General features: G+C 60.1%; 23 protein-coding genes and 1 riboswitch. Of the genes, 9 read left to right on the forward strand and 14 right to left on the reverse strand.

The genetic code is table 11. The features are described 5' to 3' along the window. Nucleotides 1–54: 54 nt before the first annotated feature. Nucleotides 55–957 (forward strand): LysR family transcriptional regulator, encoded by a 903-nt coding sequence (locus WA928_RS03060; RefSeq protein ID WP_424299342.1) that lies wholly within the window; start codon nucleotides 55–57, stop codon nucleotides 955–957. On the opposite strand, the gene WA928_RS03065 is transcribed toward WA928_RS03060, so the two are convergent. The 5 genes from WA928_RS03065 to WA928_RS03085 all read right to left on the reverse strand — a co-directional run bounded on the left by WA928_RS03065 (nucleotide 958) and on the right by WA928_RS03085 (nucleotide 6,400). Beyond that, nucleotides 958–1,782: an itaconyl-CoA hydratase gene (locus WA928_RS03065; RefSeq protein ID WP_424299345.1), complete on the reverse strand. Its 825-nt coding sequence runs from the start codon at nucleotides 1,780–1,782 to the stop codon at nucleotides 958–960. 163 nt (nucleotides 1,783–1,945) lie between these two features. Next, a complete protein-coding gene (locus WA928_RS03070) occupies nucleotides 1,946–2,953 on the reverse strand; it encodes a TRAP transporter substrate-binding protein (RefSeq protein WP_424299348.1) in 1,008 nt (335 codons plus the stop codon). 107 nt (nucleotides 2,954–3,060) lie between these two features. Further along, the gene (locus WA928_RS03075; RefSeq protein ID WP_424299351.1) at nucleotides 3,061–4,209 is read right to left on the reverse strand and encodes a CaiB/BaiF CoA transferase family protein; all 1,149 of its coding nucleotides are present in this window, start codon (nucleotides 4,207–4,209) and stop codon (nucleotides 3,061–3,063) included. Nucleotides 4,210–4,221: 12 nt separating this feature from the next. After that, the gene (locus WA928_RS03080; protein ID WP_424299354.1) at nucleotides 4,222–5,382 is read right to left on the reverse strand and encodes an acyl-CoA dehydrogenase family protein; all 1,161 of its coding nucleotides are present in this window, start codon (nucleotides 5,380–5,382) and stop codon (nucleotides 4,222–4,224) included. Nucleotides 5,383–5,485: 103 nt separating this feature from the next. Next, entirely contained in the window at nucleotides 5,486–6,400 is a 915-nt protein-coding gene (locus WA928_RS03085) for a LysR substrate-binding domain-containing protein (RefSeq protein WP_424299357.1), read from the reverse strand. Between the two features lie 155 nt (nucleotides 6,401–6,555). Here WA928_RS03085 and WA928_RS03090 point away from each other — a divergent pair, with 155 nt between their 5' ends. Continuing rightward, complete coding sequence (locus WA928_RS03090) at nucleotides 6,556–7,944, forward strand: MmgE/PrpD family protein (protein ID WP_424299360.1); 1,389 nt, start codon at nucleotides 6,556–6,558, stop codon at nucleotides 7,942–7,944. 21 nt (nucleotides 7,945–7,965) lie between these two features. Continuing rightward, entirely contained in the window at nucleotides 7,966–9,198 is a 1,233-nt protein-coding gene (locus tag WA928_RS03095; RefSeq protein WP_424299363.1) for an MFS transporter, read from the forward strand. Nucleotides 9,199–9,241: 43 nt separating this feature from the next. Here the strand turns inward: WA928_RS03095 and glmS are convergent, their stop codons facing one another. Continuing rightward, nucleotides 9,242–11,074, reverse strand: a complete 1,833-nt coding sequence (gene glmS, locus WA928_RS03100; protein WP_424299366.1) for a glutamine--fructose-6-phosphate transaminase (isomerizing) — start codon at nucleotides 11,072–11,074, stop codon at nucleotides 9,242–9,244. A gap of 228 nt (nucleotides 11,075–11,302) precedes the next feature. Here glmS and WA928_RS03105 point away from each other — a divergent pair, with 228 nt between their 5' ends. The 3 genes from WA928_RS03105 (at nucleotide 11,303) to WA928_RS03115 (ending at nucleotide 14,967) form a co-directional block, all read left to right on the forward strand. Next, nucleotides 11,303–11,809, forward strand: a complete 507-nt coding sequence (locus WA928_RS03105) for an Lrp/AsnC family transcriptional regulator (protein ID WP_424299369.1) — start codon at nucleotides 11,303–11,305, stop codon at nucleotides 11,807–11,809. A gap of 181 nt (nucleotides 11,810–11,990) precedes the next feature. Continuing rightward, nucleotides 11,991–13,670: a DEAD/DEAH box helicase gene (locus tag WA928_RS03110; protein WP_424299372.1), complete on the forward strand. Its 1,680-nt coding sequence runs from the start codon at nucleotides 11,991–11,993 to the stop codon at nucleotides 13,668–13,670. Nucleotides 13,671–13,785: 115 nt separating this feature from the next. After that, entirely contained in the window at nucleotides 13,786–14,967 is a 1,182-nt protein-coding gene (locus WA928_RS03115) for a class I SAM-dependent methyltransferase (protein WP_424299375.1), read from the forward strand. On the opposite strand, the gene murI is transcribed toward WA928_RS03115, so the two are convergent. Genes murI through WA928_RS03130 form a run of 3 tightly spaced genes read right to left on the reverse strand, consistent with a single transcriptional unit; the run spans nucleotide 14,926 to nucleotide 19,103 of the window. Beyond that, entirely contained in the window at nucleotides 14,926–15,795 is an 870-nt protein-coding gene (gene murI / locus WA928_RS03120) for a glutamate racemase (protein WP_424299378.1), read from the reverse strand. The two genes, WA928_RS03115 and murI, sit on opposite strands and share 42 nt — an antisense overlap. Nucleotides 15,796–15,810: 15 nt before the next feature. Continuing rightward, the gene (locus WA928_RS03125; protein ID WP_424299621.1) at nucleotides 15,811–16,947 is read right to left on the reverse strand and encodes a hypothetical protein; all 1,137 of its coding nucleotides are present in this window, start codon (nucleotides 16,945–16,947) and stop codon (nucleotides 15,811–15,813) included. Then, nucleotides 16,947–19,103 (reverse strand): transglycosylase SLT domain-containing protein, encoded by a 2,157-nt coding sequence (locus WA928_RS03130; protein ID WP_424299381.1) that lies wholly within the window; start codon nucleotides 19,101–19,103, stop codon nucleotides 16,947–16,949. The genes WA928_RS03125 and WA928_RS03130 overlap by 1 nt, the downstream gene beginning before the upstream one ends. Nucleotides 19,104–19,131: 28 nt before the next feature. Here WA928_RS03130 and WA928_RS03135 point away from each other — a divergent pair, with 28 nt between their 5' ends. After that, entirely contained in the window at nucleotides 19,132–19,764 is a 633-nt protein-coding gene (locus WA928_RS03135; protein WP_424299384.1) for a 5-formyltetrahydrofolate cyclo-ligase, read from the forward strand. A gap of 3 nt (nucleotides 19,765–19,767) precedes the next feature. Here the strand turns inward: WA928_RS03135 and metF are convergent, their stop codons facing one another. The 5 genes from metF to metK all read right to left on the reverse strand — a co-directional run bounded on the left by metF (nucleotide 19,768) and on the right by metK (nucleotide 24,078). Then, nucleotides 19,768–20,625 (reverse strand): methylenetetrahydrofolate reductase [NAD(P)H], encoded by an 858-nt coding sequence (gene metF / locus WA928_RS03140; protein WP_424299387.1) that lies wholly within the window; start codon nucleotides 20,623–20,625, stop codon nucleotides 19,768–19,770. Between the two features lie 16 nt (nucleotides 20,626–20,641). After that, nucleotides 20,642–20,983 carry a phage holin family protein gene (locus WA928_RS03145; protein WP_350379996.1) on the reverse strand — a complete coding sequence of 114 codons (342 nt, stop codon included), beginning with the start codon at nucleotides 20,981–20,983 and terminating at the stop codon, nucleotides 20,642–20,644. Nucleotides 20,984–21,010: 27 nt separating this feature from the next. Next, nucleotides 21,011–22,417: an adenosylhomocysteinase gene (ahcY, locus tag WA928_RS03150; protein WP_424299391.1), complete on the reverse strand. Its 1,407-nt coding sequence runs from the start codon at nucleotides 22,415–22,417 to the stop codon at nucleotides 21,011–21,013. Between the two features lie 59 nt (nucleotides 22,418–22,476). Continuing rightward, nucleotides 22,477–22,572: riboswitch (S-adenosyl-L-homocysteine riboswitch) on the reverse strand. Between the two features lie 67 nt (nucleotides 22,573–22,639). Then, nucleotides 22,640–22,846 carry a YqaE/Pmp3 family membrane protein gene (locus WA928_RS03155; protein ID WP_424299394.1) on the reverse strand — a complete coding sequence of 69 codons (207 nt, stop codon included), beginning with the start codon at nucleotides 22,844–22,846 and terminating at the stop codon, nucleotides 22,640–22,642. A 68-nt stretch (nucleotides 22,847–22,914) separates the two neighbouring features. Further along, nucleotides 22,915–24,078 carry a methionine adenosyltransferase gene (gene metK, locus WA928_RS03160; RefSeq protein ID WP_350380003.1) on the reverse strand — a complete coding sequence of 388 codons (1,164 nt, stop codon included), beginning with the start codon at nucleotides 24,076–24,078 and terminating at the stop codon, nucleotides 22,915–22,917. Nucleotides 24,079–24,304: 226 nt separating this feature from the next. Here metK and WA928_RS03165 point away from each other — a divergent pair, with 226 nt between their 5' ends. Further along, nucleotides 24,305–25,159: a lysophospholipid acyltransferase family protein gene (locus WA928_RS03165; RefSeq protein WP_424299397.1), complete on the forward strand. Its 855-nt coding sequence runs from the start codon at nucleotides 24,305–24,307 to the stop codon at nucleotides 25,157–25,159. Then, a complete protein-coding gene (locus WA928_RS03170; RefSeq protein ID WP_350380008.1) occupies nucleotides 25,152–26,036 on the forward strand; it encodes a lysophospholipid acyltransferase family protein in 885 nt (294 codons plus the stop codon). The genes WA928_RS03165 and WA928_RS03170 overlap by 8 nt, the downstream gene beginning before the upstream one ends. Nucleotides 26,037–26,111 lie beyond the last annotated feature (75 nt).

The following is a 26,111-nucleotide window of genomic DNA, read 5'->3' on the forward strand; positions in this document are numbered from 1 at the left end:
GCTATCCGGCTATCATACAAACAGTTTTTTCCCATCAATTCATAGGGAATCCTGATGGATGTCACCTTACGCCAACTACGGGCATTTGCCGCCCTGGCCCGAACCGGCAGCTTTACCCGGGCAGCGGAAACCCTGCACATCACGCAGTCGGCCCTCAGCGGCCTGATCAAAGAGTTGGAAACCCAACTGGGTGTGCGCCTGGTGGACCGCAGCACACGAAGGATGCGGCTATCGGATATTGGCAGAGAATTTCATGCTGTCACCACACAGGTGTTGCGGGATCTGGACAATGCGGTCGACAACATCAATAACCTGAAGCGCCTGCGCCGGGGCGTCGTGCGGATTGCGGCACCGCAGTTGATGTCGAGCACGCTAATTCCGGAGGTGATTGCGGGATTCCATGCAAGCCACCCAGACATCGACATCCGGCTGCTGGATTGCGCAGTCGAGAACGCCATCAGTCAGGTACTGCGGGGTGAAGTGGATATCGGGATTGGCCCGCAACGTGAAGGCCTGACAGAACTAGCGGCAGACCCGTTGTTTGACTTGCCTTTTATGGCGGTTTTTCCAGCCACACATCCGCTGGCAGACAAAAAACGCATCCGCTGGGCAGACCTGATGCAATATCCGCTGATCGCCCTACAGGGGCAATTTACCGAGCGCCTGGCGCTGGATCTGAACAACCAGGCATCCGTACACGGCCTGCACCCCACCCACGAAGTTGCTTTCATGAGCACAGCACTCAGCATGGCCAGTGCTGGTCTGGGCATCACGGCCTGCCTGCCCTATGCGCTCAGTCTGGTAAAACTCTATGGCCTGCAGGCGCGCCTGATCCACACACCAGAAGTCAGGCGCAAATTTTTTGTGTACAGCCGCCTGCATGCCAGCCTGCCGCCGGCGGCCGAAGCCTTTGTAAACTACCTGCACCAGCACGTCAGGCAAACCGACTGGAAATGATCAGGCTGATGTGAACTGGATCTCGGCCTGGTGCGCCAGCGTACCCGCCTGAGCAGCCCACAGCTGCGCCGTACCGGCTTGCGTCACGCATCCCCCTACCTGAAACGCCCGGGGAGCAATCAGGGGTCGCAACCCACGGTAGGACAGTGATTGCACCTGGCAATCTGAGTGAGCCCGGACAAATGCGCCCACCATCAGGGTGGCAATCAGGGGCCCGTGCACCACCAGGCCGGGATAGCCTTCGACTTCGCGCACATAACGGTCATCGTAGTGAATCCGGTGGCCATTGAAGGTAACTGCCGAGTAGCGAAACAGCCGTACCGGATCGGGGGTGATGTCTTCGTGCCATTGGGCTTCTGGCACAGGCGTGGTGCCCTGAAGCACCGCTGCGGAAGGCTCGCGATAGACGATATCCTGCTCTTCAGATATACACAGAATGTTGTCCTGGATGTAGCGGTGCAAGACGGTCATAAATTGCAAGCGGCCACTGCGGCCCGTTTTTTCGATGATCTTTGTAATCTCGGACACTCTTTCAGCGGGCACACCGACACGCAAGGGCGCCATAAACTGAATGCGTCCGCCCGCCCACATGCGATTGCGCTGGCCGGCCGGCGGCAAGAAGGCGTCTTCCTGGGGATGCCCGTCGCGCCCCAGCTTTGCATAGGGTTCGCCCTGAACAAAAAATGCCCAATGCCAAAGTGGCGGCAACGAGGCATCTGGGACAACGGGTTCTTCGAGGCTGAGGGCAACCCGCTGGACATGGCCAGGATCAAGGTTATCGTGACAGGTTTCGCGGCGTCCCACCCAGGATGAAAAGTCGGTCATAAGAGCCTCTTTAAAAAAAACGGGCCACCACCCCAAGGGCAGAAACAACACCCAAGGGGATTTGTGGCCCTGGACCACGGCATTGAATACGTGGTCTGATGAGGGCCAGCTTACCCGGCAGCCATCTGCATGGCCTTATGCGGGAAGCCGGCACATCGGGGGATCAGCTGTTGTTGGATGCCTGGGCAGCCTCAATCACATCCTTACCGATCTGGCCTTCAAATTTTTCCCAGACAGGCTTCATCGCCGTGCGCCATGCAGCCACGTCTTCTTTGCTGAGTGTCTGGATCTTTGCAGCACCGGCCTTGGCAATCTGCTGATGATCACGTTCGTTGATATCGGCAGCCAGCTTGTTGGCGTACTCGGTGGCCCCTGCCATGGCTTTGCTCAAGCCAGCCCGGATATCGTCAGGCAAGCCATCCCACCAGCCCGCGTTGGTGATAACCATGTAATCGATATCACCATGGTTGGTGATGGCGATGGTTTTTTGCACCTCGTGCAGTTTTTGTGTGTAGATATTGGACCAGGTGTTTTCCTGACCATCCACCACGCCGGTTTGCAGTGCTTGGTAGACCTCGGAGAAGGCCAGCTTTTGCGGATTGGCACCCAACTGACGGAACTGCGCTTCAAGCACATCAGACGACTGGATACGGAACTTCAGGCCCTTGATGTCTTCGGGACGGGTGAGCTTGTCTTTGTTGGTGGACAGCTGCTTCATGCCGTTGTGCCAATAGGCCAGGCCTTTGATCCCCTTGGATTTCATCGAATCGAGCAAGCCCTGGCCAACTTCGCTGGCCTGGAAGCGGTCGACCGCATCCATGTCGTCAAACAGGAAAGGCAGATCAAACACCTGCAGTTTTTTGGTGTAGCGGTCGAATTTGGACAGGGACGGTGCAATCATTTGCACGTCGCCCAACAGCAGAGCCTCCATTTCTTTGCCATCGCCAAACAATTGCGAGTTGGGAAACACTTGAACTTCGACCTTGCCGGGCAGCGCCGCCTCGGCGAGCTCTTTAAACTTCAGGGCCCCCTGACCCTTAGGTGCAGTGGCCGCCACCACGTGACTGAACTTGATGATCATGGGTGCTGCTTGAGCTGCCGTGGCCATCAGGCCCGTAGACAAGCTGATGCCCAAGGCCAGTGCCAGGCGGGTGAGTGTACGGGATTGCATATATGGTCTCCTGAAAGATTGTTGTGGCCTGGGCGGCTCTTGCATCAGCAAGGTACCCAAACCCTGTGTAAAGGCTCTGAAATGGCCTTTTTGAATCAGCACTAGCTTTATACCAGTTTTGTGATGCCCAACTCTTGCAAGATGGCGTCAGTGTGCTGCCCCAAGGCTGGAATGGCCGCCATTTGTGCGTCCTCTTTTGATGCCACGCCAGGGGGCAGTAGCGCCGGCAGCTGGCCTGCCGGGCTGTCTACAGATGCCCAGCGGCCGCGGGCCTTGAGTTGAGGATGCTGCCAGAGGTCGGTCATCGTGTTCATCTGGGCGTTGGCAATACGGGCCTCATCCAGTCGCGAAATCACATCCTGAACCGTCAACGTGGAAAACACCTGAAGAATAATATTGCGCAGTTCAATCCGATCAGCGGACCGTTTTGAATTGCTGGAAAACCGGGGATCGCTGGCGAGCTCAGGCTGCAGCAGTACTTTTTCGCAAAAAACTTGCCATTCTCGCTCGTTTTGCAGGCCCAGCATCACCGTTTTGCCATCACCCGCCGCAAAGGGCCCATAGGGATAAATGGTGGCGTGCGAAGCCCCGCTGCGGGCAGGCGGCTGAGCGCCCTCGAAACTGTAATACAGCGGGTAGGACATCCATTCGGCCATACTCTCAAGCATGGACACGTCAATATGACGCCCCTGTCCTGTTTTTTGGCGCTGCAGCAGGGCCGCCAGGATATTGGTGTAGGCATACATGCCTGCCGCAATATCGGCGATGGAGCAACCCGCCTTGGCGGGCTCATCGGGGCTGCCGGTTACCGAGAGAAACCCGGATTCGCTTTGAATAAGGAGGTCGTAGGCTTTTTTGTCACGATAGGGGCCGTCATTGCCGTAGCCTGATATATCGCAAACGATCAGGCCCGGAAAGCGCTCGTGCAGGGCATCAAAGGACAGGCCCAGACGTGCAGCAGCGCCCGGAGCCAGGTTTTGCACCAATACATCCGCCTTGGCCAGCAGGCGATCCATGACCTCTGCGGATTGCGGGCTTTTGATGTCCAGTGCCAGGCTCTCTTTAGAGCGATTGACCCACACAAAATGGGATGACAGTCCGCGCACGCGCTCGTCGTAGCCACGGGCAAAGTCACCCACCCCCGGGCGCTCGATCTTGATGACACGGGCACCGAGATCCGCCAGCTGTCGCGTGCAAAAAGGCGCGGCAATGGCGTGTTCCAGCGTAATAACGGTGATGTCCTGCAAAGGCAGCATGGTAAGAACTCTTTAAAATGACCGCGGCATGCCCAGCACGTGCTGGCCAACATAAGACAGGATCAGGTTGGTGGAAATGGGCGCCACCTGATAGAGACGGGTTTCACGGAACTTGCGCTCGATATCGTATTCGCAGGCGAAACCAAATCCGCCGTGCGCCTGCAGACAGGCATTGGCGGCCTCCCATGAGGCATCGGCCGCCAGCAGCTTGGCCATATTGGCCTGTGCACCGCAATCCTTGTGGGCGTCAAACAGGTTGCAGGCCTGATAGCGCATCAGGCTGGCTGCCTCGACATTGACAAACGCCCGCGCGATGGGAAACTGCACACCCTGGTTCTGGCCAATTGGCCGGCCAAAGACTTCACGTTCGGACACGTACTTTTTGGCGCGATCCACAAACCAGTAACCATCGCCGATGCACTCTGCGGCAATCAGGGTGCGCTCGGCGTTGAGGCCATCCAGGATGTACTTGAATCCCTTGCCTTCTTCACCGATAAGATTTTCTTCGGGGATTTCGAGATCCTCGAAGAAAAGCTCGTTGGTTTCGTGATTGACCATATTAAGGATAGGCCGCACGCTCAGGCCATTGCCAATGGCGGATTTCAGATCCACCATAAAAATGGACATGCCTTCGGATTTTTTGCGCACTTGCTCCAGCGGGGTGGTGCGCGCCAGCAGCACCATCAGGTCGGAATGCTGCACGCGGGAGATCCAGACCTTTTGCCCATTGACCACATAGCGGCCGTCTTTTTTAACCGCAGTGGTTTTGATCTTGGTGGTATCTGTGCCGGTGGTGGGCTCGGTAACCGCCATCGACTGCAGGCGCAACTGGCCACTGGCAATTTGCGGCAACCACTGCTGTTTTTGCGCGGCAGAACCATGCCGCAACACGGTGCCCATGTTGTACATCTGCCCGTGGCAAGCGCCCGAATTACCGCCAGCCCGGTTGATTTCTTCCATGATGACGGAGGCCTCGGTGAGACCCAGGCCAGAGCCACCGTATTCTTCGGGGATCAGGGCGGCCAGCCAGCCCGCATGCGTCAGCGCATCGACAAACTCCGCCGGATAGCCGCGTGCTTCGTCAACCTTGCGAAAGTACTCATCGCCAAATTGCGCGCAAAGATCACGGATTGCGTCCCGAATATCCTGATGGTCGCCTGCGGCGTCAAACATAGTCTGTCTCGAAGTGAAGGAGAACAGGCAGCATGAAGCAATCCGGCAAAGCAATCAATTTTGTTTTGCCAAAGCCCGGCTTTTGCAGAAGGCAACGGAGGGTCTACCCTGAGGCAGTACTGTCCCGTGCGTCACGCACCAGCAGATCCACCAGTTCCTGGGCAAAAACCGGCAATTCTCCAGCCTCCCGCCAGCAAATATGCAGATTTCGCCAAGACCACGCATCGCTTAACGCCACGATACGGATGGGCATCAACTGTGCATAGCGCAACGCAGCCGACTGGGGAATGACGCCGATCCCTACCCGCGCTGCAATCAGGCGGCAAACAGCCTCGAAATTACCGACCTCGACACGAAACTTGAGCAACTGGCCGATGTCTTCGGCAGCCTTGAGCAAAAACGAATGAATAGCGCTGGACTCGAACAAACTGATGAAGTTGTCACCCAGCGTCTGCTCAAACCGGCACTGCCCGGTCTGTGCCAGGGGATGATCCGGATACGTCACCAGCACGAGTTTATCGGTGCGGTAAGGCAGATACTTGAGCCCGGAGCCACCACTGCCTTGTGCCGTAATGCCGATATCAGCCACGCCATCAGAAACCGCCTTCACCACCTGATAGCTGAGACGCTCACGCAGTTCGATATTGACGTCGGGATGGCTGATCAGGTATTGCCCCAGCACGGCAGGGATGAACTCGTTGGTGGCCGTGGTGTTGGCATACAGCCGCACTTGCCCCTTGATGCCATGCGCGTACTCCTGGATATCCCCGCGCAGGTGCTCGATCTGACGCAAGACCACACGGGCATGCCTGACAAACACCTCGCCTGCAGGTGTCAACGTAACACCCTGACTCCCCCGGTACAGGAGATCGGTACCCAGTGCGTCTTCGAGACTTTTGACCCGGTTACTCGCTGCCGGCAAGGATAAAAATGTGCGCTCTGCTCCTTTGGTCAAGCTTTGGGCACCGGCCACATTGACCAAAAGCTGCATATCGGTGAGGTCGAAGCGCGTCGCCATCGTACAAGTGCCCTTAATGTTTACTGAAGTCCGTCTTAAGCAAACAATAATAGGCAAAAATTTCCCTATCCCGCAAAGTCTTTCGAATAAATGCCACGCTGCGCGTGGTTACACACAACAAAACATCCACCATTACTGCTTATTTCAGGAACGTCATGTCACATCCCAGCGCTGAGCTCACCCGGTTTCTGGCCGGGCTCGAATTCCAGGATATCCCGGCCCCCGTCCTGCGACGCGCCGAAGACCTTTTGCTCGACTGCATCGGATCGATGCTGGCAGGCGCCAGCGGGCGCACGGTTCAGGCCATTACCCAGTACGGCCTGGTGATGGGGCCGCAAAACGGTCCAGCCGAAAACATTGTCACTCGCGGGGGCACCAGCCCGGTATTTGCCGCCATGAGCAACGCGGCCGCCGCCCATATGGTCGAGCAGGATGATGTGCACAACGGCTCGGTGTTTCACCCGGCAGCCGTGGTGATGCCGCCTGCCATGGCATTGGCCCAGGCACATGGGCTCAGCGGCCAGGCCCTGCTTACCGCCATTGTGGCCGGCTACGAAGCCGGTATCCGTATTGGCGAGTTTCTGGGCCGCAGCCACTACACGATTTTTCATACCACAGGCACCGCCGGCGCCCTGGCCTCAGCCATGGCGGCCGGCAAGCTGCTGCAACTGGATGCGCCCCGCATGCTGCACGCACTGGGCTCCGCGGGCACGCAGGCGGCAGGCCTGTGGGAGTTTCTGCGCGACGGCGCAGACTCCAAACAGCTGCACACGGCGCGCGCAGCAGCCAACGGCCTGATGGCAGCCTGGCTGGCTGGCCAGGGGTTTACCGGTGCCAGCCAGATCCTCGAGGGCCGGCAAGGGATGGCCGCCGGCATGTCCAGCGACGCAGATCCCTCACGCCTGACCGACGGCCTGGGCACCCGCTGGGCCTTGCTTGAAACCTCGTTCAAGTACCATGCCTCGTGCCGCCACACCCACCCCGCCGCCGATGCCCTGCTGTCGCTGGTGCAAACGCATCACCTGAGCATCCACGACATTGCCCACGTTACGGCACATGTGCATCAGGGGGCCATTGACGTGCTGGGGCCGGTGGTCAAGCCTGCCACGGTTCACCAGTCCAAGTTCTCAATGGGCACGGTGCTGGGTGTGATTGCCAAGCACCAGAAAGCGGGCTTGCAAGAATTTGACGATGCGCCCAACGATGCCGACATCGCCGCCTTCTTGCCCAAGGTCAGCATGCAGCTGGACGACGAAGTCAACACGGCCTACCCGCAGCGCTGGATTGGCAAGGTCACGGTCACCACCCAGCAGGGCCAAACCTTGCACGGTCGAGTGGATACCCCAAAGGGAGATCCCGACAACACCCTCAGCCGGGCCGAGATCGAAGACAAGGTTCGGCGTTTGGGCCACTATCATCAGGCATCCACGGACACCGAAATCGATACCCTGATCGATCGCGTCTGGCATTTGGCCGACACGCCCCGGGTAGGCAATTTTTGTGTGCGCAAAGAACCCGCTTCGGCACCGGCCAGGGCTCACTGACTCTTCTTTCAACCACCACTGATGTCGTCTCCCTTGCAGCCCAACCCAGTCAACACAGCTTCTTCTGCCATTACACTTACCGCCACCGTGACGATTCAGTCACTGGTGGCGATGAGCCTGCTGACATTGCCCGCCATTGCCCCTGCCATTGCAGCCGTACTGGATGTACCAACTGCTTATGTCGGGGTGTATGTGGCACTGGCCTATATGGGCGCCATGGCAGCCAGCTTGCTGTCCGGATCAGCCACTCGCCGCTATGGGGCGATCCGTGCCAGCCAGGCAGGGCTGATCCTGTGTGCACTTGGGCTGCTGCTCTCCACGCTGGCCTCCGTGCCCCTGATGGCACTGGGCGCCATACTGATCGGCTTGGGATACGGCCCCATCACACCGGCCAGCTCTCATCTGCTGGCCCGCACCACCCCGCCCGATCGCATGTCATTCGTGTTTTCGATCAAGCAAACCGGTGTCCCCCTGGGGGGTGTGCTGGCAGGTCTGATCGTGCCCAGTCTGGCGCAGTGGCTGGGATGGCAGGCTGCCTTTGGGGTGGTGGCCGCAGCCAATGCTGCCTGCGCATTGGCGGTTCAGCCCCTGAGAAAATCCCTGGATGCCGACCAAAACCCTAAGCAGAAGCTGTCGGCAGGACAAGGCCTGGCAGGGCCACTTCGCTTGGTGTTCAGCCAACGCAGCCTGGCAGTGCTGGCCGGGGTGTCCTTTTTGTTTTCCATCACCCAGCTGTCACTCACCTCTTATATGGTCACGTTCCTGCACCATGATCTGGCCATGGATCTGGTGGCTGCCGGCGTGATTTTGGCCGTCTCCCAGGCTGCCGGTGTGGGCGGCCGCCTGCTATGGGGCTATGTCTCTGACCACTATCTGGGCCCTGTCAGCACCCTGGCCGGGCTGGCAGCCCTGGTTGCCCTGTGTGCGCTGGCCACCCCGTTCTTGCATCTGCTCGATACCCGCTGGGTGCTGATCCTGGTGCTATGTCTGTTTGGCGGCAGCGCCATTGGCTGGAACGGCATTTATCTGGCCGAGGTGGCCCGCCAGGCACCCGACGGCATGGCCAGCATGGCCACCGGCGGCACCTTGGCCATGACATTCCTGGGTGTGGTGGTGGGGCCGCCCATCTTTGGCTGGATTGCGTCGTTATCGGGCAGCTATGGCTTTGCCTATGCCACCCTGATGGTGCCGGCAGGTGTGTGCCTGGTACTGCTGTGGCGGTACCGGGGGGATTTCAAGCCAGGCTCGGCCTGACATCAGCCCAAAAGCGCTGCCCCGCCCAGCACACCAGTTTCAATCACTCCACCGTCACGCTCTTGGCCAGGTTACGCGGCTTGTCTACGTCCGTACCCCGGGCGCATGCCGTGTGATAGGCCAGCAGTTGCAAGGGCACGGTGTGCAAAATGGGAGACAAGCGCCCATAGTGCTCTGGCATGCGGATGACATGCATGCCGGTGGTGCCGACAATCTGCGTGTCGGCATCCGCAAACACATAGAGTTCGCCGCCTCGTGCCCGCACTTCCTGCATATTGGATTTCAGTTTTTCCAGCAACTCGTCGTGCGGCGCCACTGTCACCACAGGCATGGCATCGGTTACCAGAGCCAGCGGGCCATGCTTGAGCTCACCCGCGGGATAAGCCTCTGCATGGATGTAGCTGATTTCCTTCAGCTTCAGCGCGCCTTCGAGGGCAATCGGGTAATGCATGCCACGGCCCAGAAACAAAGCGTTTTCTTTGCTGGCAAAGCGCTCGGCCCAGGCGATGATCTGGGGCTCCAGCGCCAGCACGGCAGAGATGGCGGCCGGTAGGTGGCGCAAGGCTTTCAGGGCGTCGCGCTCGGCGTCTTCTGCCAGGTGGCCTTTGGCCTGGGCCAGTGTCAGGGTAAGCAGATAAAGCGCGGTTAACTGGGTGGTAAAGGCCTTGGTGGAGGCGACGCCGATCTCGACACCCGCGCGGGTGATAAACGCCAACTTGCACTCGCGCACCATCGCACTGGAGGCCACGTTGCAAATGGTGAGGGTATGCGCCATACCCAGGCTGCGCGCGTGTTTCAGGGCCGCCAGGGTATCGGCGGTTTCACCCGATTGCGAGATGGTGACAACCAGGGTGCGCGGGTTGGGCACACTGGTGCGATAGCGGTATTCGCTGGCGATTTCAACATTCACCGGGATGCCTGCCACGGATTCAATCCAGTAGCGTGCCGTCAGGCCTGCATAGTAGCTGGTGCCGCAGGCCAAAATCAGCACACGGTCGATGTCTTTAAACACGGCATGCGCGCCATCCCCAAAGAGCTCGGGCATGATGGCGTCGATATCCTGCAGGGTATCGCCCACCGCACGGGGCTGCTCGAAAATCTCTTTCTGCATGAAATGACGATAAGGGCCAAGTTCGGCCTCGCCCGTATGCGCCTGCACCGTGTGCACCGCACGCTCCACGGCCTGGCCCTGCGCGTTGGTCACCCACACGCGCGACAGCTGCAGATCCACGACATCACCGTCTTCGAGATAGATGATCTGGTCGGTGGTACCGGCCAACGCCAGGGCATCCGAAGCCAGATAGTTGCCCTGATCGCTGCAGCCCACCACCAGCGGCGAGCCCTGGCGCGCACCCACCACACGGTGAGGTTCTTCGGCACAAAACACCGCAATGGCGTAAGCACCTTCCAGCCGGCGGGTGGCTTGCTGAACAGCCGCCAGCAGATCGCCGTCGTACAGGTGGTCTACCAGATGCGCAATCACCTCGGTATCCGTCTGGCTGTGAAACACATAGCCGGCCGCCTGAAGCTCAGTGCGCAGGGCGTCGTGGTTCTCGATGATGCCGTTATGCACCAGCGCCACACGAGGGGCACCGTTTTCGGGGCCTGAAAAATGCGGATGAGCGTTGTGCGTCAGCGGTGCCCCATGCGTGGCCCAGCGGGTATGGGCAATGCCGGTGAGGCCCTCCACACGATCCTGCCTGGCCTGGGCGACGAGCTCGGCCACGCGCTGGGTGCTGCGCACCCGCTGCAGGCCTGTGCCGGTGTGCACTGCCACCCCGCAGGAATCGTAGCCACGGTATTCAAGCCGTCGCAGGCCCTCGAGCAAAACGGGAACAATGTTATGACGCGCAACTGCGCCGACGATGCCGCACATGGCAACACTCCTGTCAGTGGTAAGGCGCGGCCCGGGAATCACAGAGCCGAACCTGAAGGTTTTCGCTATTGTGTCCCGCCCACAAAGAAATTTGATTTCTATTTTTTCTTGATTATGAAATAATATTTCAATTACCAATTAATATGAAATTTAATTTCATACCTACCAGATATTTACTACTCTGGCTCAAATGAACCACAACCATCCGCGGAATCTTCTACCCAGGCCATGACACCCGGCACCCTTCCATACACGCTGGACGATCTTGATCGCCGCATTCTGGATCAGCTGCAGCAGGATTCTTCCCTCAGCAACCTGCAACTGGCCGCCCGGGTGCACGCATCTGCCCCCACATGCTTGCGGCGCGTACGCAAGCTCAGGCAATCCGGGCTGATTGTGCGCGAAACCGCGCTGCTGGATGCCACCCGGTTGGGCAGTCCCATCACCGTCATCATCGAGGTCTCACTGGATGCTCAGGCAGCCTCCCAACTGGATGCCGTCGAAGCCCACCTGATTCAGGATCCCGCCATTCAGCAGTGCTATCGCGTCAGCAGCGGCCCCGATTTCATCCTTGTGGCACGCCTGGCCGATATGCAGGCGTATCAGGATCTGGCCCTCAGGCGCCTGACCGGAGACCCCCGAGTGCGCAATGTTCGTAGTTTCTTTGCCACACAATGCAGCAAATTTGACCCTCGAATTGTGATTCCGGACGGCATATACCCCACGTCAGGGTAAATACTTATGCTATAGTAGCGGATTGCTTGTTTTCTGACCTCCTGACCTTGGTTTTCTTTAGGGTTGATTCGGTCGGCACATGCGACTGACTCTTGCGCGGCAGACATCCGCTGCAACAACCCGGCAGCCGGCACTTTCACGCCCGGCGCTCCATGCCCGCATTGGCGGGCACAAGGAAACCATGTCTTTTGACTCTCTGGGGCTTGGCCCCAAGCTCGTGTCCGCCTTAAGCGAACAGGGCATCGACACCCCCACCTCCGTACAAGCCGCGGCAATCCCGCAGGCACTGAGTGGCCACGATTTGATGGTGTCCTCTCAAACCGGTAGCGGCAAAACCGCCGCCTTCATGTTGCCCGCCCTCGAGCACCTCAGCCATCGCAGCACGGCCGGTGGCCGTGGCGTGCAGGTGCTGGTGCTGGCCCCTACCCGAGAACTCGCCATGCAGGTGGCTGACGCCGCCCGAGGCTACGCCAAAAATCTGGACGGCCTGCGTATCGCCACCGTTGTGGGCGGCATGCCTTATGGCGCACAGATCAAATCGCTGTCGCGACGCGTCGACGTGCTGGTGGCCACACCGGGCCGCCTAATCGATCACCTGCAGGCACGACGGGTCAATCTGTCTACTGTTCAGACATTGGTGCTGGACGAAGCCGACCGCATGCTGGACATGGGCTTCATCGAAGACATCGAAACCATTGTGGCCGCCACGCCCAACGACCGCCAGACCCTGCTGTTCTCAGCCACGTTAGACGGCACGGTGGCGCACCTGGCTGCCAATCTGATGCACGAGCCCCAGCGCATCGAGATCTCGGCACCCCAACAACAACACACCAACATCACGCAGCATTTGCTGTACGCCGACGATCGTGCCCACAAGCTGCGTTTGCTGGACCACCTGCTGCGCGATACTTCGCTGGATCAGGCCATCGTGTTTACCGCTACCAAACGCGGCGCCGACGATCTGGCCGATCACCTCTCCGGCGAAGGTTTCGCGGCTGCAGCCTTGCATGGCGACATGAACCAGCGCCAGCGCACCCGCACCCTGGGGATGATGCAAAACGGCCGTGTCCGCGTACTGGTGGCCACTGACGTCGCCGCCCGTGGCATCGACGTCCAGACCATCACTCACGCAGTCAACTACGATCTGCCCATGCAGGCCGAAGACTACGTCCACCGCATTGGCCGTACCGGCCGTGCTGGACGTCATGGCGAAGCCATCACCCTGGCCGTGTCCTCCGAGCGTCATAAAGTACGCCGCATCGAACAATTCATCGGCCAGTCGATTCCTACGTCCACCATTCCGGGCCTGGAACCCAAGCAGGCCGTACGGCCTACCTGGAAAGACCGCCCCGCCAATGGTAAAGGTCGCCCGCATCATGGCAAGCCAGGTGGCTACCAGGGCAAACCAGGCGCCCATGCCGGCAAACCGGGTGGTTATCAAGGCAAACCAGGTGGTCGCCCAAGCACCAAGCCCTGGCATCGTGATGCCGCGCCAACCGACAACGACACGCGTCCGGCCCGCGCACCCCGTGCACGTCACGCAGGCGCACCCAGCTGGGCAGCCGACGAATCATCCGCACGTGCACCACATGCACACCGTAGCGACAGCCGCCCTGAGTACGCCGCACGCCGCAGCGACAGCCGTCCCGAGTACGCAACACGCCGCCCAGACAGCCGTCCCGAGCACGCTCCCCGGCGCGCAGACAGCCGCCCTGAGTACGCACCGCGTCGTGCAGAAGGCCATGCGGATCACGCCAGCCGTGGCCCGCGCGGCGACAAAGTGGGCGCCAAGGCCGGCTTTAAACGCCAGGCACGCCAAGAGCAAACCACACGGCCCAGCAGCCGCCCACGTTTTGCCTAAGGCCAGGCTGTTTGCCTGCTAAAGCCCGCTGCTGATACAGCAAGGCCTGAGTCCAGTACCTCACTGCACTCAGGCCTTTTCTTTTGCCCTGCTCATTTTGCTATGCTTTGCGCCTATGAATGAACTGCCTCCCGTCCAGATGCCCACGGGCTTGCCTGCCCCAGACCCCGCCGCCCACGACCACAGCCTGCGGGTGCAGGCCATGCTGCTTGAGAAAATACAGGCAGCAGGCGGCTATCTGCCATTTGAGGCCTGGATGCAGGCCGCGCTGTACGAGCCGGGGCTGGGCTACTACAGCGCCGGCAGTACCAAGCTGCACACCGGGGGTGATTTCACCACTGCACCGGAAATCAGCCCGCTGTTTGGCCAGGCGCTGGCCAGCCAAGTGGCCTGGGTGCTGCAGGCCAGCCACAGCCTTGACGTACTAGAGTTCGGCGCGGGCTCCGGTGCGTTGGCAGCCGCGTTGCTGCCTGCCTTACAGGCACGCGGCTTAACGGTACGCTATCAGATCATCGAGCTCTCGGCCGATCTTCGGGCGCGCCAGCAACAGCGGCTGGCCCCCTGGGCTGGTCAGGTGCATTGGCTGGATCAGTTGCCCGATGCATTTGCCGGTTGCGTGCTGGCCAACGAGGTATTGGATGCCATGCCGGTATCCGTGTTTCGCTGGACAGACACCGGCCAATTGGAAACCCTGGGTGTGATGGCTGCCCCGCAGGCCAACACGGCCAGCCCGTTTGCCTGGGCCACGCGGCCGGCAGATGACCACCTGCGCACCACTGTAGCCGCACGGATGCCGGTTTTGCCTGGTTATCAGTCGGAAATCAACGGACAGGCCGAGGCCTGGATACGCCAGATGGGCACCTGGCTGCGATGCGGCGCTGCCATCCTTATTGATTATGGCTTTCCACAAGCCGAGTACTACCACCCCCAGCGACTGCAGGGCACCCTGATGTGCCATTTTCGCCATCACGCACACGACCAGCCACTGGTTCTTCCCGGTTTGCAGGACATCACCGCACACATCGACTTCACCGCGATGGCGGACGCCGCCCTGGCAGGCGGGCTGGACGTGTTGGGCTATACCTCGCAGGCGCGCTTTCTGATGAACTGCGGCCTGATCGAACTTATCGGCACACCGGCACATGCCCCTGCTGATCGCGCCCGGCAGCACACGGCCATCAACACACTGGTGTCAGAAGCCGAAATGGGTGAGTTGTTCAAAGTGCTGGCGGTAGGGCGTGGGCTGGACAGCCCGCTACCGGGCTTCTTGCGCGGCGACCGGCGCGACCGGCTGTGACTGCGGCGTCTGCGCACCAACCGTCAGGCCAAAGCTATTAAACAAGCGGCGCGTCGCAAAATCAGGCAGGCCGGCAGTCAACAGGGCAATGTCGGGTGCCGATGAATGCTCTGCATCCGCCGGGCAAGACAATAGGCTGCGTGCCTGTCTGGCAATGGCTTCAGCAGGATCCAGCCAATCCACCGGCCAGGGTGCCAGGCGCCGAAAGACATTGGCCAGAAACGGATAATGAGTACATCCCAACACCACAATATCCGTTTGCCGATCTGCATCACGGACAAAGCACGGCGCAATCTCCGCCGCAATTTGCTCATCATCCACAGGTTGTCCGCGCACATAGGCCTCGGCTGCCCGGGCCAGACGGGTAGAGCCCACCAGCCTAACTTGACACTGCGAGGCAAATGAACGGATCAATCCGCGGGTGTAATCCCGCTGCACGGTACCCGGAGTGGCCAGCACGGATACCAGCCCCGAGCGGGTGCGCTCGGCTGCAGGTTTGATGGCGGGGACAGTACCCACAAAACGGGTCTCGGGATAGCGGGCTCTCAAGGCTGCACCGGCCACGGTAAATGCAGTATTGCAGGCAATCAGGCACAAAGCAGGCCGCCACTGGGCGAGCAAGGCGCCAATCAGCTGCAGCACATGATCCTGCAATGCATCCTCGGCCCAGTTGCCGTATGGAAACGCGGCATCATCCGCCACATAGACAAACGTACGCTCAGGCATTAACAGACGGGCCTCGCGCAAAACCGTCAGCCCACCGATTCCGGAATCAAACACCAGCACGCACTGACCGGCACCTGCTGCCGGATAAAGATCGTCAACCATATTATTTTGAATGAATCAGGGCGCCAAAGGACGCTTTGCCAGGGCCTGGATACGGGCAGCACGTAGATCCGTCCGGATCCGGACGGGATCACCGCCGGCAGCACGGGCAACCGCCCCGGCATCAATCTGGCGCACAGCCTGCAAGCGCTGCTGCCAGGCAGCCGCGTCAACGGCGGGATCGAGGCAGGCTGCAATTTCCAGCAGTTGCAGGCAGCGCTCAGGGCGCCTTAGGGCATCGCAGGCCTCCAGCACATCCAGGCAGGCGGCCGGATCGGGATCCGTCCCCAGAAGGGGCTGCAAACCTGCCAGCAAGCCTGGCAGCAGGCGCGCAAGGTCTCGACAGGCAGTAGGCACTCGCAGTTGGGCGTGCAGGTCTGAACCAGAGCGGCAGCACAAGACCGCATAGCGCTGGGCCAGATCCAGGCTGCACGCTGCGGCGCGGGCCAGAGCATCCGCCACCAGAGGGCTCCAGACCAAGCCGGGCGCCACCCGTGGCAATGCCCCGCACCGTTCCAGTACCGCAAACATCCGTTGTGGGTGTTGTGTAACCAGCCCCTTGGCAAACTCCTGCCAGACGCGTTCAGGCACCAGCGCATCCACCTCACCCGCCTGCACCAGCTGATCACAGAGCGCCAGGGTTTCGGGGGCAATGGAAAAATCATGAAAACGGGCTGAAAAACGTGCCAGCCGCAAGAGCCGCACTGGGTCTTCGACGAAGGCGGGGCCGACATGGCGCAACACCCGATGGGCAATGTCATCGGCGCCGTTCAAGGGATCGATCAAGCGGCCGTCGGGCGCCCGGGCAATTGCATTGACGGTAAGATCCCGACGCTGAAGGTCTTCTTCAAGCGTGACATCCAGGCCGGCGTGAAACACAAAACCATGATAACCACGCCCGGATTTGCGCTCGGTTCTGGCCAATGCGTATTCTTCGTGGGTACGTGGATGCAAAAACACGGGGAAATCGCCACCCACCGGAGTAAACCCGCGCGCCGCGAGGGCTTCGGGGCTGGCACCCACCACCACCCAATCACGGTCGCCCGCAGGCAAACCCAGCAGGTCGTCTCGCACGGCGCCACCAACGATGTACACCTCAAGCCCGTCGACGACGGGATCAGAGGCAGTGGATGGGCCGATGGGCCTGGGTTGCATCACGGCCGAGCGGTTTGAGTGCCGTCCAGCGGGCTGACTGTCCCCAGGCGGGCCTTGAGAGAAGCTGGTTTGCCGGAAAACAGCATGGCATACCAAACCGAATTGGACATCACGTTTTTGACGTACAGGCGGGTTTCGGTAAACGGGATGGTTTCAGCAAAGATGGCGCCTTCGACCGGCGCTTGCAGCTGGGATTTCCAGCGTTTGGGGCGCCCCGGACCAGCGTTATACCCAGCAGTGGCCAGAAGCTCGGAGCCCCCCAGGCGCTGCAACACCATATCCATGTAGCGGGTGCCCAATACCGTGTTGGTGTCAAAATCATTGACCTGGCTGAGGCTGAAATCCTTGAGGCCGATTTTGCGTGCCACATACCGTGCCGTGGCCGGCATCAATTGCATCAGGCCCGATGCACCCACGTGCGATCGGGCATCCGTGATAAAGCGGGACTCTTGCCGGATCAGCCCATACACCCAGGCGGGGTCGAGATTGATCTCGCGGGCTTTTTCGGCAACACGGCCCTCGAAGGGGGCGATAAAGCGCTGACTGAAATCGTGCACCTGCCGGGTTTGCAGCGAGGTGTTGACCACGCGGTCGTAGATTTGTTCTGAGCGGGCAAATTCTGCCGCACCGCGCAACTGAGGATCACTCATCCCCCTCAGCGCGAAGTTCCATTCGGGAACAGCCTCCCGGCGCCAGCCGAGATCAAACAGGGCCACGGCCCGCTGTAAACCCGGGTTGGCCTGCGCCTGGGCCACCCAGCCGCTGTCCAGCGGTGCAGGCTGCGGTGGCAACTGGGGGGTATGGCCAAGCTCTTCGTTGGCCAGTTGACCATAAAAGCCAAGATCGTCCGTGATGGACTGAAAATATTGCTGGGCTGCCTGACGGTTGCCCTGGGCCGCGAGGGCGCGGCCATACCAGTAGCGCCACACAGGCTCGGCTGCCTGGGCGCTACCCATCTTGCGAATGGCGGCCGCCACGCGATCCCATTGAATGGGTGAAGCGCGCAGCTCGGCACGTACCTGCCAGGCATGGTTGTAATCCGTCATGGGTACAAAGCCCGACTTCCGGTACCAGCGGGCGGCGTCTGGCTCGACATTAAGCGCGGCCACCAGCCCAAACTGGCCCCACACCCATTGCATATCAGCCTTGGGCACCGCATGGGCCCATTGATCCTGGATGCGCTGTGCCGCTTGAATGCGGTCGTCGCTTCGCGCCAGGCGCGACAGGGCAATGGTGAAAAGCTCGGTTTCCGCGCCGGGCTTTGGCTTCTGACGCCCGGACAGCCATTTTTGCGGATCTTTCATGAGCACCGCAAACTGAACCATCGCCGCATCATCAAACACCACAGAGGCCAATCGGGTGATATCAGAGGCACGGCCGATTTCGAGGGTGTCTCGCAACATCCCGTTAAGCTCTTTGCGGCTGAGCACGTGATCCGCAGCCACCTGATCCAGCATGGACCAGCAATCTGAATTGGGCTTGAAGGTATCGAGCACCGCCGCGGCATGGGCCGGCTTGCCGGTCATGTGCTGTGCCATCAGCAACGCACATTGCACGGAAGACCAGGGATCGGGGGGCGGCTGGATGCGCAGGGCACCGGTGTAGTCTTCAGCCCGCACAGAAGCCAGGATCCAGTTGGAGCGGATGCGCTCGTTGAGATAGGCATCAGGGTTATCGTGCAAAAACTGCCGCACGGCATCGTTGGGTACTGGCAGGGTGCGATCCTGCAAGCGGTGCTGAAGTGCCCAATAACGCGGATACTGGCCCAGGACAGGATCTGCCTGGGCCAATGGTGCCAGGCGATCGAGATCAGACCAGCGGCGTTTTTTTACCGCATCGTAGGCGTCTTCGACGGCCTGACGCGCAGTTGCCGGCACCACTGGTGCCACCCACGGCGAGACGGCCGGGGGAGCAATCTTGGCTGCGTTGTGCACGGTTTGTGCCGGTTGCGGATTTAAGGCAGCCACCTGCGGTGTTTGATCAACCTGCTGCTGCACCGGGGCACGAGCCGCCGCACAACCGCTAAGGCCAAACACGGCGGCCAACCCCCACCCCATCATCCTGCGCCCCGACGCAGATACACCGGGCCGTACACTGGTACTGAAACCAACATCCTGCCGCCTGGCTTGCGTATCCCTTAGAATGTCCAAGCTCATCTAGCCCACCCCGCACAACATACTGCTTATGAATCAGAACGCACAGGATAACGCAGTCGCCCTCCGGGCGCGACTCAAACAGAAACGCAGCGCACAGCCGGCAGCCGACAAAGACCGCGGTGCCCTGCTGATCCGCGGCCGCCTGTTTACCTGGCTGGCCAGCCAGCGCACGTCCTTAAAAAATGCCGGCATGCCGGACGTACGCCATATTGCCGCGTTTTGGTCGATGGCCGACGAGCCCGCCTTGCAGCCCCTGCTGCGGCAATGGGCACAGGACGACTCCCTGACACTTTCTCTGCCTGTGGTGACTGCCCCGGGGCAAGCGCTGGCGTTTCGCCTCTGGACGCCCGACACCCCGATGCAAGCGGGCGCCTACGGCATCCTCGAGCCTCAGGGCCCTGAGGCCCCCCCACCGGATGTGATGCTGGTACCCACACTGGGGTTCACACGGCAGGGTGACCGCCTTGGCTACGGTGGCGGCTACTACGACCGCACCCTGGCCGCGCTTGGTGCAGCCGGCCATCGCCCCCGTGCAGCCCTGGGCGTCGCCTGGGCGTGCGGTGATCTTAGCGCCGAAACCTACCAGCCGGCGGCGCATGACGAGCACCTGGACGGCATCCTGACCGACAAGGGTTGGGCGCTAGCGGCACCCAACCTCTAACCATCAGGCCGGCACCCCGAGGTTATCGCAGATCTGCACCACGGCATCGGCATGGTTCAGCGTATAAAAGTGCAGACCAGGTGCACCGTTTTGCAGCAAACGAGCGCACAAATCAGTGATAACGTCGATGCCAAAGGCCCGGATTGAGGCCTTGTCATCGCCAAAGTCCTGCAGGCGCAAACGGATCCATCGCGGGATTTCTGCACCGCACATGGATGAAAACCGTGCCAGCTGCGTGTAGTTGGTGATCGGCATGATGCCGGGGGTGATGGGGATCGACACCCCTTTGGCCCGGGCCTGATCAACAAAAGCGAAATACGCGTCAGGATTGAAAAAATACTGGGTAATGGCGCTATCGGCGCCCGCCTGCACTTTGTCTACAAAATGCTGGAGGTCACGTGTGGCGCTTTCTGCCTGCGGGTGCATCTCGGGATATGCTGCGACCTCGATGTGAAACGCATCACCATGGTGCTGGCGCACAAACTGCACCAGCTCGCTGGCATAGTGCAGATCACCGGTGTCTCCACCCATGCCAGAGGGGAGATCACCGCGCAGGGCCACTAGACGACGAATCCCGCGGGAGCGATAGTCATTGAGGATGGCATGCAGATCATCGCGTGAGGCGCCGATGCACGACAGGTGCGGCGCAACATCACAGCCCAGGTTGCTGAGCATCTGTACGGTATCCACCGTGCCCGTGCGGGTAGACCCTCCCGCCCCGAAAGTGACACTGACGTACGACGGGTTAAGCGCTGCCAGCCGCTTGGCCGAGCGCACCAGACGCTCTTGGGCGGCAATATCCCGCGGGGGGAAGTATTCGAGGCTGACCTGCGCCGCCTGCGGATTGGAGAGAAGTGGCATAAATTTTTGAAAATGCTTAGTGCAGCAGCAAACCTGCCAACAGGCCCGAGACCAGGCTATACACAATGGCGCCGATCACGGCCCACCAAAAGCCGTCTACCTGAAACCCCTTGAGGATGGAACCGGCCCACCAGAAAACCAGTGCATTGAGCACCAGCAGAAACAGGCCCAGCGTGACCACCGTAAGAGGCAAGGTCAGCAGCACCAGCAAGGGCTTGACCAAGGTATTGAGCAAGCCCAGCACCAGTGCAGCAATCAGGGCCGACCCAAAGGATGCCACGGAGATCCCCGGCAGCAAATACGCCACGACCAGCAACGCCACGGCATTCAAGATCCAGACGAGCAAGAGCATAAACATAAGAGATCTCCTTGGACAAACAAAGGGTTAGTAGCGGTAATGATCCGGCTTGAAGGGACCCTGGACAGGCACGCTGATGTAGTCGGCCTGTTTTTGCGACAGGGTGCTGAGATGCACACCGAGTTTCTTGAGGTGCAGACGGGCCACCTTTTCATCAAGATGCTTGGGCAGCACATACACTTGACCAGTGGCGTAGTGATCGCCACGGGTGAAGAGCTCGATCTGGGCAATGGTCTGGTTGGTAAACGAGGCTGACATCACAAACGAAGGATGCCCCGTGGCGCAGCCCAGGTTGACCAGACGCCCCTTGGCCAGCAGGATAACCCGCTTGCCGTCCGGGAAAATGATGTGGTCCACCTGGGGCTTGATCTCTTCCCAGGGCAGGTCTTCTACCGACGCCACATTGATTTCGCTGTCGAAGTGACCAATATTGCACACAATGGCCTGGTCTTTCATGCGATACAGGTGCTCGCGGTCGATAACGTGATAGTTGCCGGTGGCGGTTACAAAAATATCCGCTTGCTCGACCACATCCGGATGGTTGAGATCCACCACACGATAGCCTTCCATGGAGGCCTGCAGCGCGCAGATAGGGTCTACCTCGGTAACCCATACCTGGGCTCGCAAGGCAGCCAGTGCCTGGGCGCAGCCCTTGCCCACATCGCCAAAACCACACACGATGGCAACCTTGCCTGCGACCATCACATCGGTGGCGCGCTTGATGCCATCCACCAGGGATTCGCGGCAACCGTATAGATTGTCGAACTTGGACTTGGTGACGGAATCATTGACGTTGATGGCGGGGATCTTGAGCTCGCCACGTTGCGACATCTGATAGAGACGGTGCACGCCGGTGGTGGTTTCTTCGGTAACGCCCTGAATCTGCGCCAGACGGGTGGAATACCAGGTGGCGTCTTGTGCCAGGCGGGCCTTGATGGCCGCAAACAGCACACGTTCTTCTTCGTTCTCGGGGCTGGCAATTACTGAGGCGTCAGACTCGGCCCGTGCCCCCAGGTGCAGCAGCAACGTGGCGTCGCCGCCGTCATCCAAAATCATGTTGGCTTGCTCGCCGGGCCAATCAAAAATACGGTGCGTGTATTGCCAGTAGTCTTCGAGGGATTCTCCCTTGACGGCAAACACGGGCGTACCGCCGGCGGCGATGGCAGCGGCCGCGTGATCCTGGGTAGAAAAAATATTGCACGACGCCCAGCGGACTTCCGCCCCCAGTGCCTTCAGGGTTTCGATCAGGACAGCCGTCTGGATCGTCATGTGCAGGCTGCCTGCAATGCGCGCACCCTTAAGCGGCTGAGATGCGGCGAATTCCTCGCGCGTGGCCATCAGGCCCGGCATTTCGGTTTCGGCAATGGAAAGTTCGCGGCGGCCCCAATCGGCCAGTGCGATGTCGGCAATAACGTAGTCTTGTGCAGTGCTCATGGTTGTCCTAAGCCTGCGCAAACCGAGAGGCAGAACCGCCCACCCTTGCCCGCGCAGGGCAACGATGGACGCCGTTTGTAATGAAGGTTCCTGAGCCTGGCGGCCCGCGATATCAGCCTGTCGGCTGGCGGGCCGGTGCAGCGCCCCTCAGGAGAAAGTGGTGATTATACCGACAGGATAACCTTGCCGATACAGCCTGGAAAAACTTCAGGCCATATTGGCTTAGCTGCCTGCCTTGCTTTCGCGGATCGCTTTTTCCAGGCGCGCGGTACGCTGGTCTGCCAAATGGCTGTTGACAACCAAAATGGCATGAATCACGCCGGGAATCCAAAACAGACACGTCAGAAGAATGTTCAGGAGAAATTGCACCGGCTTGCCGCAAAGCAGAACGGCCACTGGCGGCAGAATGATCGCAAGAAGATAACGCATTGAAAACCCAATATTACTGAAAAGGGTGGAGGCAAAAAGCCTCCACCCGTTGTACGGCAAAACCCAACTTAGGCAGCGGCCTTAAGCGTTTGCACCTTGTCGGTAGCCTCCCAGCTGAACTCGGGCTCGCTGCGGCCAAAGTGGCCATAGGCGGCTGATTTTGCGTAGATGGGACGCAGCAGATCGAGCATATTGATGATGCCCTTGGGGCGCAGATCGAAGTGCTCGCGCACCAGACGGGCGATCTGGTCGTCGGGGATGACGCCCGTGCCTTCGGTGTACACAGTGATATTGATGGGTTCGGCCACACCGATGGCGTAGCTGACCTGCACCTGGCACTGACGCGCCAGGCCCGCAGCCACGATGTTTTTGGCCACATAGCGCGCGGCATAGGCGGCCGAGCGGTCGACCTTGGAGGGATCTTTGCCGGAGAACGCACCACCGCCGTGCGGGCAAGCACCACCGTAAGTATCAACGATGATCTTGCGGCCGGTGAGGCCGCAATCGCCTTGCGGGCCGCCAATCACGAATTTGCCCGTAGGATTGATCAGGAATTTGGTTTTGTCCGTGAGCAGGCCGTCTGCAAACACCGGACGGATGATGTGTTCGATGGCGGCATCGCGGATGTCTGCCTGGGAAATGTCGGGATGATGCTGCGTAGACAGCACCACGGTATCGACCTCGGCCGGCTTGCCATCCAGATAGCGGAAAGTGACCTGGGATTTGGCATCGGGGCGCAGCCAGGGCAGGCGGCCGTCTTTGCGCAACTCGGCCTGGCGCTGCACGATGCGGTGCGCATACCAGATGGGAGCCGGCATGAGGTCGGGGGTTTCGTCGCAGGCATAGCCAAACATCAGGCCTTGGTCGCCGGCACCCTGGTTGAGGATTTCTTCGGGGGAGCGATCAACCCCCTGGGCGATATCGGGCGACTGCTTGTCGTAGGCCACCAGCACAGCGCAACCTTTGTAGTCGATACCGTACTCGGTGTTGTCGTAGCCGATGCGCCGGATGGTATCGCGTGCCACCTGGATGTAATCGATATTGGCGCGCGAAGTGATTTCGCCGGCCAATACCACCAAGCCGGTATTGCAAAGGGTTTCTGCAGCGACGCGGGAGTTTGGATCTTGCTCGAGCAATGCGTCGAGGATGGCGTCGGAGATTTGATCGGCGACTTTGTCGGGATGACCTTCGGAGACGGACTCGGAAGTAAAGAGAAAATCGTTGTTTGCCACAGCGATACGTCCTGTATGAACACCGGACCGACCGGTGCAAGGTTGAACGGAACGCGTTGCACCTCTGATATCGGGGCGCGACGCTTTAGCGGGTAAAACCACACCGCAAACGGCGTGGGGATCGCTCCGCAAGTTGTCGGTTAACTCAGCGATCAGATTGATTTTAAGCGAAAATAGCTTTCATTCGCACAAAGCACCCTGCCCGACAGGGATATTTCACATCCATATGTTGCTGTTTCTGGTTCGTTCTCTTGCTATTTTGCCGCTCTCCTGGCTGCAGGCCATCGGGCGTGTGGTGGGTGTCATTGTCTACGCGTTTCCCGGGCGCTACCGACGTCGGCTGCAGGCTAATGCACGGCGGGCCGGGTACCACTCACCGGCGTTTTTTCGGCAAGCGGCCGCGCAATCCGGTGCGATGATCTTCGAAATGCCGAAAATCTGGTGGCGTACCCAACAATGCATGGCCATCACCCACTGCGATGACGCACATATCATCCGGGAGGCGATGGCTGCAGGTCGCGGCGTGCTGCATCTGACCCCGCACCTGGGTTGCTTCGAGATGACGGCCCGCTACGGCGCCACGTACGGCCCGCTGACTGTGATGTTTCGCCCTTCGCGCAGCCAACTCCTGGATCCCATCGTCGAATCGGCTCGAGACATGCACAATCTGCGGGCCGTGCCCGCCAGCCGCCAGGGGATACGGGAGTTTGTGCGCGCACTGCGGCGCGGCGAGTCGGTGGGCATGCTGCCCGATCAGGTGCCACGCGAAGGCGATGGCGTGTGGCTGCCGTTTTTTGGCGACTACGCCCTGACGATGACCTTGGCCGCCCGGCTGGCACTGCAAACCAAGGTGGCGGTTATCCTGACGGCAGGCCAGCGCCTGCCCCACGGCAAGGGCTGGCGCATCCACTATCTGCGTCTGCCCGAGCCCCTGCCCGACACGCCAGAGGCACTCACCTTGCTGATCAACCAGTCGATGGAGACACTCATCCGGCGGTTTCCCGAGCAATATCTCTGGAGCTACAACCGCTATAAACGTCCGGATGACGCCCCGCCCTATCCGGACGAAGCCCATGGATAAGAAACCTCTGTTGCGGGCGGTTCTGGGATACTTTGGCCGCTGCCCGGATCGTACCCGCCTGCGTTGGGGCCGCGTACTGGGCTGGCTCGTGCCCCGCTTGCTGAGGTCCCGCGCGCATATCGTGCGGGTAAATCTGGCGCGCTGTTTTCCTCATCTCACACCTGCCGAGCGCACCCGCATCGAGAAGCGGCATTTCCATTTGCTGGCGCAATCGTTTATTGATCGCGGCCTATGCTGGTTTGGTAGCGAGCAACGCATCCTGGATACCATCGAGCTGCGGGGCGAACATCACCTGCAAGCGCTGCTGGATCAAGGCCGCCCGGTGTTGATGTTTGCACCACACTTTGTGGCTCTGGATGCCACCGCCACCCGATTGCAGCTGTTTCTCAAAGAGGCTGCCTCGATGTACACCCGGCAAAGTGATGCCGACGTCGATGAAATCGTGCGCCAGGGACGCACGCGTTTCAGCCAGGTGTATTTGGTGGGCCGCCACGAAGGCGTGCGCGGGCTGATTCGCCTGCTGCGCAAAGGTGTCCCGGTGTACTACCTGCCCGACATGGACTTCGGCCGACAGGGTGCGGCATTTGTGCCTTTTTTTGGCATTCCCACCGCCACTTTGCTATCGGCCAGCCAGATTGCCCTCAACTGGGATGCTGCCGTCATCCCTGTCATCAGCCATCTGGATCTCGAGACGGGCCGCTACCAGGCATGGGTTCAGCCGCCGTTACAGGACTTTCCAGGCAACGATAGCCCGGAAGAGGCCACTGCGCGTTTAAACCGCCTGATCGAAGCACAAATCCTGAAAGACCCGGCCCAATATTACTGGGTGCATCGACGCTTTAAAACCCGGCCCGAAGGCGAGGCAGGATTTTACTAAGCCACCTTGCGACAAGCCCGCCACCAGCGATTATTTCGATACCCAAATATTTCCACACCTATTTGTCGCATAATC

The organism is Castellaniella sp. (assembly GCF_049651205.1).
GTDB lineage: Bacteria > Pseudomonadota > Gammaproteobacteria > Burkholderiales > Burkholderiaceae_B > Castellaniella.